Below are 13206 nucleotides of genomic sequence, written 5' to 3'. Positions count from 1 at the left end.
AGGCGCAGCGCCGATCAGGCCCGGCGCAGGGCGTCTTCGAACGCGACCCACGCGAGCATCGCGCATTTCACCCGGGCGGTGTACTTCGACACCCCCGAGAGGGCGGTGGCGTCGCCGAACTCGTCTTCGTCGAGTTCGAGAGTGCCCTTGGACCGCATCGACTCGCGGAAGCGTTCGACGAGGTGCTGCGCCGCTTCACGATCGAGGCCGTCGGCGAGTTCGGCGAGCATCGACGCCGACGCCTGCGAGATCGAACACCCGGCGCCTTCCCACGTGAGGGAGGCCACGTGGTCGCCCTCGACGCGCACGCGCACGGTGATCTCGTCGCCGCAGATCGGATTGCGTTGGTGAGACGTCGCGTCGGCGTCGGAGCCCGCGAGGCCGAAGCCGCGACGGTTCTTCGCGTGGTCGAGGATCAGCTCCTGGTACAGCGATTCGAGCCCGCTCATGCGCCCGCTCCGAAGAACGGGCGGACGCCCGAGAGAGCGTCGAGGAAGACGTCGATCTCGTCGGCCGTGTTGTAGAGCGCGGCGCTCGCCCGCACCGAGGCGGTCATCCCGAACCGGCGGTGCAGGGGTTGGGCGCAGTGATGGCCGACGCGGACGGCGACACCGCGGGCGTCGAGGAACTGCCCGACGTCGTGCGCGTGCACGCCGTCGACGTCGAACGCCCAGAGCGCGACCCGCTCCGCATCGGCGGCCTCTCCGAGTAGCCGGATGCCGGGAATCTCGCGCAGCCCTCGCAGCATCCGCCGCTCCAGGTCGCTCTCGTGCGCGTGCACGGCCGCCATATCGAAATTCGAGAGATAACGGGCGGCGGCCGCGAGGGCGATCGCCTGCGACACCGGCTGGGTGCCCGCTTCGAACCGCTGCGGCGGGGGCAAATACTCGGCGCGCTCGAGGGTGACGGTCGTGATCATCGACCCTCCCGTGAGGAAGGGCGGGAGCGCGTCGAGTACCTCGGCGCGTCCGTACAGGGCTCCGATGCCGTAGGGCCCGAGCATCTTGTGCCCCGAGAACACGGTGAGGTCGACGCCGAGCCCCGGCAGGTCGAGCGGCAGGTGCGGTGCCGATTGGCAGGCGTCGAGGAGTGTGAGCGCGCCGACCGCGCGGGCGAGCGCCACCAGCTCGGCCACGGGGTTCACGATCCCCAGCACGTTCGAGACGTGGGGGAACGCGACGACACGGGTGCGCGCGCCGACGACCGAGGCGGCGACCTCGAGATCGAGCGTGCCGTCGTCGCGGACGGGAATCGTGCGAAGGACCGCACCGGTGCGGGCGGCGAGTTCTTGCCAGGGGATCAGGTTGGCGTGGTGCTCCGACTCGGTGACGACGATCTCGTCGTCGGGGGCCAGAGCGAGGCGCCGGGCCTCGGGTCCTCCGCGTCCGAGCGATGCATTGCCCAGCGCGTAGGCGACCAGGTTGATACCGGCCGTCGCGCCGCTCGTCCAGACGACCTGCTCGGGTTCGGCGCCGACGAAGGCCGCCACGGTCGCCCGCGCGTCTTCGAAGAGCTCGGTCGCCTCGGCCGCGAGGGTGTGGGCGCCGCGGTGCACGGCGGCGTTGGCTCCGGTCAGGAAGGCGGCCTCCGCGTCGATCACGGCCCGCGGTTTCTGACTCGTCGCGGCCGAGTCGAGGTAGACGAGGGGTGCTCCGTCGATGTCGCGCGCGAGCAGGGGGAAGTCGCCGCGGACGCGCGTGGGGTCGAAACCGGCGGCCAGGGTCGCACCGTCAGGAATGCTCATCGTTCCAGGCTATGCCGCAGCATCCGTTCGCGGGTCGCGCTCAGGCGATGCGGGTTCCCGGCGGCAACCGCTTCGCCGGGGTCTTCGTGCGGGCGGCCGCCCGCCACATGAGCAGCCCGGCGAGCAGCACCTGCACCGCGAGTCCGACGAACCAGCTCGGCACCGTGCCTTCGATCCGCTGCTCGGACGAGGTGTTCGGCACACCCGATGCGCTCACGTCGCACCCGTCCCATTCGGCGGCCGCCTCGGGCGAGAGCTGGGCCTGGCGCACGAAGACCTTGACCGAACCGAAGACGTCTCTCGGCTCGCCGTTGACGAAGCGGGCGGGGGTGGCATCGGCGAGGATCACGAAGGGGTTGGCCGCCAGCATCCACCACAGGTGGTCGGTGCGGGTCGTCTCGTACCGCTGGGTCGACCACTCGCCGCACTCGTACTGCGGTTCACTCACCGCGCCGCTGCCGGTGCATTGCGGCAACGGCTCGGTCTGCCCGGGGTCAGCCGTCATGCACTCGGGGGCGACGGTGGGGCGGGGCGTGGACATCACGGGCTCGAGGACTCTGCTCCGCGACTCGACCTCGGTGCGGCTCGCCGAAGCGCTGAGCCCGAACGCGATGACGGTGCCGAGCACGAGGGCTGCCACCGTGAGATAGGTCACCGCGACCGAGAACAGGGGGCGCGCGAGGATTCCGCTGAGCCCGACGCCGACCGCCGCGACCACGCCGACCTCGACGACGAGGACGAGGAGCGACACCAGCAGCACGTCGAGGGGCACACCCCCGGCGGCGGTGGCGATCACGAGGAACGGCACGGCGACGGCGAGGAAGGCGAGCCCGGTGACCCACGCGGCGAGCAGCTTGCCGACGAGGATGTCGCCGGTTGTCGCCAGCGTCACCTGCACGGGAGCGAGTGTGGCGGCATCGCGGTCGCCGTTGATCGCGTTGCCGCTGAGGGTGGGCGAGACGAGGACGACGAGCAGCAGCACGAAGTAGACGATGAGCGAGAAGACGTTCGCGCCGGCCGTGTCGTCGCCGTCGAGCGACGGTGAGACGGCCTGGAACGACAACAGGGTCACGCCGAGCAACAGCAGAGCGAACACCGCGAGCAGCACGAACCACGCGACGCTGCGGATGCGCTGCGTCAACTCGAGCCGGGCGATGACGCCGATGCGCGTGGCGTTCATGTCGGGCTCCCATCGCGGAGGTCGAGCAGCGTGTGTTCGAGGCTGCCGGTCGCCGGTGCGAACTCCACGACGGCGAGGCCGGCTTCGACGAGCGCGCGCAGTGCTGCCGCCGCGTCGCCGTCGGACCCGAGGGGCACGAGCACCCCGAGCCGTTCGGCGGTGAGGTCGGCCGGATCGAGGTGCAGGGCGTGCGCGACGGCGGAGACGGATGCTGCGGGGGCGGCGTCGGCGAGACGCACCCGCCAGGCGCGCCGGCGGCGGGAGGCCGCGGCGACGCGGTCGGGGGCGACGGTGGCACCGTCGAGCAGGAACACCGCGTCGTCGGCGACCTCTTCGAGTTCGGAGAGGACGTGGCTGGAGACGAGCACCGCGCGTCCCTCGTCGGCCAGACGGCGCAGGAGCACGCGGAGGGCGACGCGCGCCTCGGGATCGAGCCCGGAGGCGGGCTCGTCGAGCAGCAGGACGAGTGGATCGTGCACGAGGGCCCGTGCGAGCCCCAGGCGCTGCTTCTGCCCGCGCGAGAGCACGCGGGCGGGGGCTTCGGCGAGCGTCTCGAGGTCGACGAGACGCAACAGGTCGTCGGCGCGCTCGCGCGCGGCGTCGCGGGTGGCGTCGTAGAGCCGGCCGGTGATGACGAGCGTCTCGCGCGCCGACAGCGAACCCCATGCGCCGAGCGAATCGGGCATCCACCCGAGGATCCGCCGCACCTCCTGCGGGTGCTCGACTGGGTCGAAGCCGCCGATACTGATCTCGCCCGCGTCGGGGGCCAGCAGCGACGACAGCATGAGCATGAGCGTGGTCTTGCCCGAGCCGTTGGGCCCGACGAGCCCCGTGACGCGGCCGGCTTCGGCGCGGAGACTGACGTCGCGCACCGCGGGGACGCTGCCGAAAGAGCGACGCAACCCGGTCGCGACGATGGTGGCACTGACGGCGGTGGTGGCGCTCACGCTGCCAGCGTAGGGGTGGCGGCGCTCGCCCGCATACCGCTCGCGCGTCGAGACCGCACCGCGCGCGTCGAGACCGCACCGCCGTGGCGAGACCCGCGCAGAATGTCGGGGTCTCGCCGCGCCGAAGCGGTCTCGCGGCGGCGTGTCAGGCCGGTGCGAGTGATCCGTCAGGTTCGGGGTGAGACCCGTACGGGGATCGTGAGGGCGCGCGCGACGACGCGGACGTCGGCGTAGACCGGAACCCATGACCCTCACGTCCCTCCTTCCGACCCTTCGCGACAGCATCCCCTCGCCCTTCGACCGCGATATCTGGCCCGCCGGCACGCACCCCACGCTCGACGACGTCGTGGTCTCAGGGGTGTCGATGCTGCGGATCGTCGACCTGTGCGCGACGCCCTGCGTCTACACCGGAGCGGCGATCGTGCCCGTGTCGGGCGGCGTTGCCTCGCCGACGGAGTCGACCACGGTCGTGGTGGCACGGATCGTCGACGCGGATGCGGGCAGCATCCGTCTCGACGCGACATTCCGCGCGCACGCCCCGCTGTGGCGGGAGGCGCGGTTGCTCGGACGCGTCTCGCACGCATACGAGGAACCCTTCACGGTGCTCGACGCCGCCACGGGAGCGGTCACCGGCGTCGTGCGGATCCCGGCCGACCCGCGCGTCGGCGACCTCATCGCGGTTCCGTGCGCCGGATGCTTCAGCGTCGGCGACGTGCGCCCCGGTCGGGGGCGGTGAGGATGCTGCTGCACTCGATCGTCTTCGCGACGCGCTGCGCCCGCATCGAGGCCGCGGCGACCGAGGCCCGCGACGAGGACGAGCGCGAGTGAACACCATCGGCGATGCGGCGGTTCTCGAGCGGTTCGTTGAACAGGTGACCGACACGATCGGCCACACGGCGGTTGCCGGGGTCGACCTTTCGGGGCTTCAGCGCCCGCGGGCAGCGCGCTCCCGCCTGCAGCACGCGATGACGCGGCTCGCGTTCACGCTCTACGCCGACCGTGCACCGCGCGCATTGATGCTCGTCTGGACGGGGCAGGAGCCGGCGACGGCCGCGGTGAGAACGCTCACCCTGGCGACCGGGGAGTCGCTTCACCGGCACAGCGAGATGGTGCGCGGGTGTCCGCTCGGGCTTTCGCTGGTTTTCGCAGACGCGCACACGCCGGCCGAGATCCTCGCGGTCCACCTGACCTCTCCGGGCTCGCTCATGGTGGACGGCGTCGCGGCCGTATCGTGGATCGACGCGTGCGGGTGCGGGATACGCCAGGCTGCGGCCGCCGCCCGCATCTGAAGCCGGCCCGCACTGCGGACGCGGTCTCGCGCTCGTGGCCGTGGCCGAGAATCGGTCAGGCGACGCGGAATCCGCGCGCCGCGCCGAGTGCCGGACGCCGCACGGATTCTCGGGACTGCGCGGTCAGTCGGTCAGCAGGCGGTAGCCCATGCCCGACTCCGTCAGGAGGTGCGCGGGATGCGCGGGGTCGCGCTCGAGCTTCTTGCGCAACTGCGACATGTAGAGGCGGAGGTAGCCCGAGTCGCTCACCTGCTCGCTCGCCCAGATCTCTTTGAGCAGGGTCTGCCGTGTGACGAGGGTGCCGGGGTTGCGCGCGAGGAACTCCAGCATCCGCCATTCCGTCGGGGTGAGGTGCACGCGGGCGCCGTCGCGGGTGACGGCTTTCGCCGCGAGGTCGACGACGACATCGCCGAAGCGCACGGTGGGCTCGCTGCCGGGAGCCCCGTGGCGGCGTGACAACGCCCGCAACCGCGCGAGCAGCTCGTCGATCTGGAAGGGCTTCGTGACGTAGTCGTCGGCCCCCGCATCGAGCGCCTCGACCTTGTCGGCCGATCCCGTGCGGCCCGAGACGACGAGGATCGGCACGCTGGTCCAGCCGCGGAGGGCCTCGATCACCTGCACGCCGTCAAGGCGAGGCATGCCGAGGTCGAGGACGACCAGGTCGGGGTGCGACTGGGCGGCGAGCGTGATTGCTGCAGCACCGTCGGGGGCGGCGACCACCTCGTAGCCGTGGGCGGCGAGGGTGATGCGCAGCGCACGAACGAGCTGCGGATCGTCGTCGGCGAGCAGCACCTTCATCGGGGCATCGTCTCGGGCGCCGTGGTCTGGGCGGGGGCGACGGGAAGCGCGATCACCATGGTGAGGCCTCCTCCGGGTGTGTCCTCGGGCGTGAGCGTACCGCCCATGCCCTCGGCGAACCCCTTGGAGAGAGCGAGGCCCAGCCCGAGACCCGTGGTGTTGTCGACGTCGCCGAGGCGCTGGAACGGGGCGAAGATGTCTTCGCGCCGGTCGGGTTCGACCCCGGGGCCGTGATCGACCACGCGGATCTCGGCGATGCCGCCGAGCCGGCTCGTCGCGATGCGGGCGCGGACGCCGTCGGGAGAATGACGCGAGGCGTTCGCGAGCACGTTCACGAGCACCCGCTGCAGAAGCACGGGGTCGGCCGAGATCGGCGGCAGGTCGGGGTCGAGGGCGAGCTCGACCTGGTCGGGGCCGAAGCCCAGTTCGTCCACGGCGGCGAGCACCACGTCGGCGGCGTCGGTCGGCGCGAGCGAGACGGCCAAGACGCCCGCCTGCACGCGGCTCACGTCGAGGAGGTCGGTCACGAGCGCGGTCAGGGTGCGGAGGCTCTCGTCGGCCGTCTCGATGAGCTCGGCACGATCGGCGGGCGAGAGCTGCACGTCGGCGGCCCGCAGGCCCCCCACCGATGCGACGGCGGCGGCGAGAGGTCGGCGGAGGTCGTGGCTCACCGCCGACAGCAGAGCGCTGCGCACCTGATCGGTCTCGGCGAGGATGCCCGCCTCGCGCGCCGTCTGCGTGAGGTCGGTGTGTTCGAGAGCCGCCGCGAGCTGCGCGACGATGACGTCGAAGAGGCGCCGCTCGGCAGCATCCAGGTCGCCGCCGTGCAGTTCGAGGGTCGCGCGCCCCGCGCCGACCGGGATCGCGACCGCCGACCCGTCTCCGCCCAGCGGTTCGCCGTCGGTCGCGAGCACCGTGCCGTCGGCCGCGATGAGCCGCACCCCGGCCAGGCCGAAGGCCTCGCGCGTGCGGCTGACGAGGGCGGGCACGGCGCTCTCGCCGCGGAGCACGCTGCCGGCGACCGTGGCGAGGAGCTCCGACTCGGCCATCGCGCGCCGCGCGGCGCGTGCCCGCCGCGCGGCCTGGTCGACGATGTAGCTCACGAGGATGGCGATGATGACGTAGAGCACCAACGACAGCGCGTGCGCGGGGTCGTCGATCGTGATGGTGTTGAGGGGCTCGACGAAGAGGAAGTCGAGCGTGAACCCCGAGAGCACCGCAGCGAACAGCGCGGGCCAGATGCCGCCCACGAGGGCGACGATCACGACGAGCAGTTGGTAGGCCAGCACGTCGGAGGTGATCGACTCGTCGGAGCTCGTCGACAGCAGCAGCCACGACAGCAGCGGACCGCCCGTCACCGCGACGACGAAGCCGAGCACCCGGCGCTTGACGCTCAGGGCTCCGCCCGAGAGCCGGGGGAGGGCGAAGCGTCCGCCGGCGGCGGCGTGCGTGACGATGTGCACGTCGATGTCGCCCGACTCCCGCACCACCGTCGCGCCGATGCCCGGGCCGGTCAACGCCGCCGCCAACCGTCCGCGACGACTCACACCGACGACGAGCTGCGACGCGTTGACCGATCGGGCGAAGTCGACCAGGGCGCGGGCGACGTCGTCGCCGACGACCTGGTGATACGTGCCGCCGAGCGACTCGACCAACGCGCGTTGCGCCGCGAGGGCGCCGGGAGCGCCCTGGCGGAGGCCGTCTTGGCTGGTGACGTGCACGGCCAGCAGCTCGCCGCCGGCCGCGCGCGCGGCGATGCGGGCGCCGCGGCGGAGCAGCGTCTCGCCCTCGGGGCCGCCGGTGAGCGTCACGACGACCCGCTCGCGGGCCTGCCATGCGCCCTCGATGCCGTGCTCGGCGCGGTAGGACTTCAGCGCGCTGTCGACCTCGTCGGCGAGCCAGAGCAGTGCGAGTTCGCGCAGCGCCGTCAGGTTCCCGAGGCGGAAGTAGTTCGACAGCGCCGCGTCGATGCGCTCGGCGGGGTAGACGTGGCCCGCGGCCAGCCGGTCGCGCAGCGACGCGGGAGCCAGGTCGACGACTTCGATCTGATCGGCGCCGCGCACCACAGCATCCGGCACCGTCTCACGCTGTTCGACGCCCGTGATCTTCTGCACGACGTCGTTCAAAGACTCGATGTGCTGCACGTTGACGGTGGTGATCACGTCGATCCCGTTCGCGAGCAGGTCTTCGACGTCTTGCCAGCGCTTCGGATGCCGCGACCCGGGGGCGTTCGTGTGTGCGAGCTCGTCGACCAGGGCGAGCGAGGGCCGTCGCTCGAGGATCGCGTCGAGATCCATCTCGCTCAGCTCGACCCCGCGATGCTCCACGATGCGGCGGGGGATCTCGGGGAGGCCGACGACCTGCGCGGCGGTGGCCGCCCGCCCGTGCGTCTCGACGACCGCGATGACGACGTCGCGGCCGTCGCCCTGCAGCCGCCGGCCTTCCTGCAGCATCTCGTAGGTCTTGCCCACGCCCGGGGCAGCCCCCAGGAGCACCCGCAACCGCCCGCGCTTCATGTCGTCACCCTATTCGTTGGTCTGGCTGTGGCGTCTTCCGGACGCGGACGCGGGCATGCGCGAGGCATGTCCCAATTTCCGCAAGGAATGCTCCGGATCCTGGCGGAATTCGGGACACGCCCGGGAGCGCGTCCCCATTTCCGCAACGCAGCTGGCGAATCCTTGCGGAATTCGGGACATGCGCCGGAGCGTGTCCCGAAAACCGCCGGGCAGAGGCCCCATCGTTGCGGAATTCGGGACATGCCACTCGGCCTAGAGCGCGTCGAGCGCGCGGTTGAGCTCGAGCACGTTCACACGAGGCTCGCCGATGAAGCCGAGGTCGCGGGGGCGGATGCTGGACTCCACCAGTTCGCGCACCTCCGCCTCGTCGAGTCCCCGCTCCGACGCCACTCGGGCGGTCTGCAGCAGGGCGTAGTCGACGCTGATGTCGGGGTCGAGGCCCGACGCCGAGGCGGTGACGGCGTCGGCGGGGATGTCGGCAACCGACACTCCGTCGAGGTCGGCGATCGCCGTCTGGCGCTCTTCGATCGCGGCGATGAGGTCTTCGTTCTCGGGGCCGTAGTTCGAGCCGCTCGAGGCTCCACCGTCGTACCCGTCGCCCGCGGCCGAGGGGCGCGACTGGAAGTACTCCGGCCGTGCCGCGCCGTCGGCATCGGTCCACGACTGGCCGATCAGCGACGAACCGACGACCTGGCCGTCGGCGTCGCGGACGAGCGAGCCGTCGGCCTGGCCGGGCAGCACGAGCTGGCCGACCGCGGTGATGAGCAGCATGTAGCCGACACCGAGGACGGCGGTGAAGACGAGCATCGCGCGGAGGGCGACGCCGGTGGTGCGAAGGGTGGTGCGCATGTCAGGTCCTTTCAGAAACCCGGGATGAGGCTCACGACGAGGTCGATGAGCTTGATGCCGATGAAGGGGGCGATCACGCCGCCGAGCCCGTAGATCACGAGGTTGCGGCTCAGCGTCGCCGAGGCGCTCGCCGCCCGGTATTTGACGCCGCGCAGGGCCAGCGGAATCAGCACGATGATGACGAGGGCGTTGAAGATGATCGCGCTCGTCACCGCCGATGCGGGCGAGCTGAGCTGCATGACGTTGAGTGCCGCGAGGCCCGGGAAGACCCCCATGAACATCGCCGGGATGATCGCGAAGTACTTCGCGATGTCGTTCGCGAGCGAGAACGTCGTCAGGGCGCCGCGCGTGATGAGGAGCTGCTTGCCGATGCGCACGATGTCGATGAGCTTGGTCGGATCGGAGTCGAGGTCGACCATGTTGCCGGCCTCTTTGGCCGCCGACGTACCAGTGTTCATCGCGACCCCGACGTCGGCCTGCGCGAGCGCGGGCGCGTCGTTGGTGCCGTCGCCCGTCATCGCGACGAGGTTGCCCCCCTCTTGTTCGCGCTTGATCAGGGCGAGCTTGTCTTCGGGCGTGGCCTCGGCGAGGTAGTCGTCGACACCGGCTTCGGCCGCGATCGCCTTCGCCGTCAGCGGGTTGTCGCCGGTGATCATGACGGTGCGGATGCCCATCGTCCGCAGTTCGGCGAACCGTTCGCGGAGGCCGTCTTTGACGATGTCCTTCAGGTGGATGACGCCGAGCACAACTCCTGCATTCTGCGGGCTCAGAGTGGCGACGACCAGCGGGGTTCCGCCCGACTCCGCGATCGCGTCGGTGGATCGCAGGAGTTCTGCGCGCGGTTCCGCCGGCACAGCAGCGCCGGATGCCTCCAACCACGCCAGCACGGCCGAGCTCGCGCCCTTTCGCACCTGGGTGCCGTCGGCCAGATCCAGGCCGCTCATGCGGGTCTGCGCGGTGAATGGCACCGAGACCGCCCCGTCAGGGAGGGTCGCGACCACCCCTTGCGCGGCGGCGAGCTCGACGACCGAGGTGCCCTCGGGCGTCGGATCGGCGAGAGAGGAGAGAGAGGCGGCGCGGGCGATCTCTTCGGCCGAGACACCCGGCATGCGCACGAAGTCCGACGCGCGGCGGTTGCCGTAGGTGATCGTGCCGGTCTTGTCCAGCAGCAGCGTCGTCACGTCGCCCGCTGCCTCGACGGCACGCCCCGACATCGCCAGAACGTTCCGCTGCACGAGGCGGTCCATGCCCGCGATGCCGATCGCGCTCAGCAGCGCGCCGATGGTCGTGGGGATGAGGCAGACGAGCAGAGCGATGAGCACCGGGATGCTGACGGGTGACGCCGCGTACGAGGCAATGGGGTTCATCACCAGCACGACGATCACGAACACGATCGACAGGCTCGCCAGCAGGATGTTCAGCGCGATCTCGTTCGGCGTCCGCTGACGCGAAGCGCCCTCGACGAGCGCGATCATGCGATCGACGAACGTCTCGCCGGGCTTCGACGTGATGCGCACGACGACGCGGTCGCTCAGCACGCGGGTGCCGCCCGTGACCGCGCTGCGGTCGCCGCCCGATTCGCGGACGACCGGGGCCGACTCGCCCGTGATCGCCGACTCGTCGACCGTGGCGATGCCCCACACGATGTCGCCGTCACCCGGGACGAGTTCGCCCGCGGTGACCACCACGACGTCGCCGAGGGTGAGATCGGCCGAGGGGACCTCGACGACGGATGCTGCGGTGGCCGCCGCATCCGTCGTCGCGTCGTACGACACCACCCGCCGGGCGTTCGTCGTCGTGCGGGTCTTGCGCAGAGCCGAGGCCTGCGCCTTGCCGCGGCCCTCGGCGACCGACTCCGCGAGGTTCGCGAAGAGCACGGTCAGCCACAGCCAGACGGCGATGCCCCAGGTGAAACCCGCGGGGACCGACGTGCCGCCCGACGACTCGGGGCCGCCGAGGAAGGGCTCGGCGACGGCGATCACGGTGGTGAGCGCCGCGCCGACCCAGACGAGGAACATGACGGGGTTCCGCCACAGCGCGGCGGGGTTCAGCTTCTTCAGGGCGCCGGGGAGCGCCTCGACCAGCTGCGCGAAACCGAGGGCGCGCGGTGCCGGGCGGGTGCCCGACCCTTCGACGGGGTCAGGGGCCGGCGCTCGTCCTTCGACGGGCTCGGGAACCGGGATGGTGGTGGTGGACATGATCAGGAGAGTCCTTCAGCGAGGGGTCCGAGGGTGAGGACCGGGAAGTAGGTGAGGGCGGTGATGATGACCGCCACGCCCGCGAGGAGCCCCGCGAACTGGGGCCGGTGCGTCGGCAGCGTTCCGACGGTCGACGGCACCTTGTCCTGCGCCGCGAGCGAGCCCGCGAGCGCCAGCACGAGCACGATCGGAATGAATCGTCCGAGCAGCATCGCGACACCGAGCGCGGTGTTGAACCACGGGGTGTTCGCGGTGAGTCCGGCGAACGCCGAGCCGTTGTTGTTCGCGGCCGAGGTGAAGGCGTAGAGCACCTCGCTGAGGCCGTGGATGCCCGGATTCCAGATCGACGTGGTCTCGACGTCGGCGCGGACCGACGGGATCGCGAAGCTCAGGGCGGTGCCCGCGAGCACCAGAGTGGGGGTGACGAGGATGTACAGGCTCGCGAGCTTGATCTCGCGGGGCCCGATCTTCTTGCCCAGGTACTCCGGGGTGCGGCCGATGAGCAGGCCGCCGACGAACACCGCGATGACGGCGATCACCAGCATCCCGTACAGCCCCGATCCCACGCCGCCCGGGGCGATCTCGCCCAGCATCATGTTGATCATGGGGAGCATTCCGCCCAGGGCCGTGTAGCTGTCGTGCATCGAGTTGACCGCACCGGTGGAGGTGAGGGTCGACGTCGAGCTGAACAGCGTCGAGCCGAAGAGCCCGAACCGTGCTTCTTTGCCCTCCATCGCCGCACCGGCGAGCTGCGGGGCAGTGCCCCCGGCGGCCGCCTCCGCCCACGTGACGAGCACGAGCGAAGCGAGGAAGATGCCCGCCATGACGCCGACGATCGCGTAGCCCTGGCGGTTGTCGCCGACGATCTTGCCGAAGGCGCGGGGGAGCGAGAAGGGGATGACGAGCATGAGGAAGACCTCGAACAGGCTCGTCCACGGTGCCGGGTTCTCGAACGGGTGCGCGGAGTTCGCGTTGAAGAACCCGCCGCCGTTCGTGCCGAGCAGTTTGATGGCCTCCTGGCTCGCGACCGGCCCGCCCGGGATCGACTGCGTGGCACCGGCGAGGGTGGACGCATCGGTGAACCCGTTGAAGTTCTGGATCACGCCGCCGGCGAGCAGCACGACCGCGGCGATGATCGCGAACGGGAGCAGGAGACGGTACGCGCCGCGCACGAGGTCTACCCAGAAGTTGCCGATCGTGCCGGAGCGCCGATATGCGAAGCCGCGCACGAGCGCGATGGCGACGGCGATGCCGACGGCGGCCGAGACGAAGTTCTGCACCGCGAGGCCCGCGAACTGCACCGTGTAGCCGAGGGTCAGGTCGGGGGAGTACGACTGCCAGTTCGTGTTCGTCACGAACGACACGGCGGTGTTGAACGAGAGGTGCTCGCTCGTCGCCGGGAGGCCGAGCGAGTAGGGCAGGATTTCCTGCAGCCGCTGGAGCGCGTAGACGATTATGACGCCGACCACCGAGAACAGCAGAACACCGCGGAGGTACGCCTGCCAGGTCTGCGCAGAACGCGGATCGACGCCGATCAGGCGGTAGGTGCCGCGTTCGACCGCGAGGTCTTTCGGTGAGGTGTAGATGTGCGCGATGTAGTCGCCCACGGGGCGGTACGCGAGCGCGAGGAGGAGTGCGAGGGTGCCGCCCTGGAGGACGGCGAACAGGATCTGCTCGGCGGACAT

Annotated in this window: 11 protein-coding genes; 2 read left to right on the top strand and 9 right to left on the bottom strand. The window is 71.0% G+C overall.

The features are described from left to right. Positions 1 to 14: 14 nt before the first annotated feature. From sufU to ACFXQA_RS04505, 4 genes are read right to left on the bottom strand one after another with little or no spacing between them, the layout of a single operon-like run. On the bottom strand, positions 15 to 449 hold the full coding sequence (gene sufU / locus ACFXQA_RS04520; RefSeq protein ID WP_394518605.1) for a Fe-S cluster assembly sulfur transfer protein SufU: 435 nt from the start codon (positions 447 to 449) through the stop codon (positions 15 to 17). Next, positions 446 to 1744, bottom strand: a complete 1299-nt coding sequence (locus ACFXQA_RS04515) for a SufS family cysteine desulfurase (protein ID WP_394518604.1) — start codon at positions 1742 to 1744, stop codon at positions 446 to 448. The genes sufU and ACFXQA_RS04515 overlap by 4 nt, the downstream gene beginning before the upstream one ends. 40 nt (positions 1745 to 1784) lie before the next feature. Further along, the gene (locus ACFXQA_RS04510) at positions 1785 to 2924 is read right to left on the bottom strand and encodes an ABC transporter permease subunit (protein WP_394518603.1); all 1140 of its coding nucleotides are present in this window, start codon (positions 2922 to 2924) and stop codon (positions 1785 to 1787) included. After that, a complete protein-coding gene (locus ACFXQA_RS04505; protein ID WP_394518602.1) occupies positions 2921 to 3871 on the bottom strand; it encodes an ABC transporter ATP-binding protein in 951 nt (316 codons plus the stop codon). The genes ACFXQA_RS04510 and ACFXQA_RS04505 overlap by 4 nt, the downstream gene beginning before the upstream one ends. A gap of 244 nt (positions 3872 to 4115) precedes the next feature. Between ACFXQA_RS04505 and ACFXQA_RS04500 the strand changes: the two genes are divergently transcribed. After that, the gene (locus ACFXQA_RS04500; RefSeq protein ID WP_394518601.1) at positions 4116 to 4607 is read left to right on the top strand and encodes a hypothetical protein; all 492 of its coding nucleotides are present in this window, start codon (positions 4116 to 4118) and stop codon (positions 4605 to 4607) included. 88 nt (positions 4608 to 4695) lie between these two features. Continuing rightward, positions 4696 to 5160, top strand: coding sequence for a hypothetical protein (locus ACFXQA_RS04495; protein WP_394518600.1), 465 nt, complete (start codon positions 4696 to 4698; stop codon positions 5158 to 5160). Positions 5161 to 5283: 123 nt separating this feature from the next. On the opposite strand, the gene ACFXQA_RS04490 is transcribed toward ACFXQA_RS04495, so the two are convergent. The 5 genes from ACFXQA_RS04490 to kdpA form a co-directional block, all read right to left on the bottom strand. Next, positions 5284 to 5958 carry a response regulator gene (locus ACFXQA_RS04490; protein WP_394518599.1) on the bottom strand — a complete coding sequence of 225 codons (675 nt, stop codon included), beginning with the start codon at positions 5956 to 5958 and terminating at the stop codon, positions 5284 to 5286. Further along, on the bottom strand, positions 5955 to 8474 hold the full coding sequence (locus ACFXQA_RS04485) for a DUF4118 domain-containing protein (RefSeq protein WP_394518598.1): 2520 nt from the start codon (positions 8472 to 8474) through the stop codon (positions 5955 to 5957). Before ACFXQA_RS04485 ends, ACFXQA_RS04490 begins: the two co-directional genes overlap by 4 nt. 252 nt (positions 8475 to 8726) lie before the next feature. Beyond that, positions 8727 to 9323 carry a potassium-transporting ATPase subunit KdpC gene (gene kdpC / locus ACFXQA_RS04480; RefSeq protein ID WP_394518597.1) on the bottom strand — a complete coding sequence of 199 codons (597 nt, stop codon included), beginning with the start codon at positions 9321 to 9323 and terminating at the stop codon, positions 8727 to 8729. A gap of 11 nt (positions 9324 to 9334) precedes the next feature. After that, entirely contained in the window at positions 9335 to 11521 is a 2187-nt protein-coding gene (kdpB, locus tag ACFXQA_RS04475; protein ID WP_394518596.1) for a potassium-transporting ATPase subunit KdpB, read from the bottom strand. 2 nt (positions 11522 to 11523) lie between these two features. Next, on the bottom strand, positions 11524 to 13206 hold the full coding sequence (gene kdpA, locus ACFXQA_RS04470; RefSeq protein WP_394518595.1) for a potassium-transporting ATPase subunit KdpA: 1683 nt from the start codon (positions 13204 to 13206) through the stop codon (positions 11524 to 11526).

The sequence above is a fragment of the Microbacterium shimangi genome, from assembly GCF_043556445.1.
Lineage (GTDB): Bacteria > Actinomycetota > Actinomycetes > Actinomycetales > Microbacteriaceae > Microbacterium.
Note: the sequence above shows the minus strand (reverse complement) of the source record. Positions and strands in the feature narration are given on the sequence as shown.

Bases quoted from the DNA above. Each gene is read 5' to 3' on its own strand.
- ACFXQA_RS04515 (WP_394518604.1), bottom strand. From the start codon at position 1,744: ATGAGCATTCCTGACGGTGCGACCCTGGCCGCCGGTTTCGACCCCACG.
- kdpB (WP_394518596.1), bottom strand. From the start codon at position 11,521: ATGTCCACCACCACCATCCCGGTTCCCGAGCCCGTCGAAGGACGAGCG.
- kdpC (WP_394518597.1), bottom strand. From the start codon at position 9,323: ATGCGCACCACCCTTCGCACCACCGGCGTCGCCCTCCGCGCGATGCTC.
- ACFXQA_RS04485 (WP_394518598.1), bottom strand. From the start codon at position 8,474: ATGAAGCGCGGGCGGTTGCGGGTGCTCCTGGGGGCTGCCCCGGGCGTG.
- ACFXQA_RS04500 (WP_394518601.1), top strand. From the start codon at position 4,116: ATGACCCTCACGTCCCTCCTTCCGACCCTTCGCGACAGCATCCCCTCG.
- ACFXQA_RS04490 (WP_394518599.1), bottom strand. From the start codon at position 5,958: ATGAAGGTGCTGCTCGCCGACGACGATCCGCAGCTCGTTCGTGCGCTG.
- sufU (WP_394518605.1), bottom strand. From the start codon at position 449: ATGAGCGGGCTCGAATCGCTGTACCAGGAGCTGATCCTCGACCACGCG.
- kdpA (WP_394518595.1), bottom strand. From the start codon at position 13,206: ATGTCCGCCGAGCAGATCCTGTTCGCCGTCCTCCAGGGCGGCACCCTC.
- ACFXQA_RS04510 (WP_394518603.1), bottom strand. From the start codon at position 2,924: ATGAACGCCACGCGCATCGGCGTCATCGCCCGGCTCGAGTTGACGCAG.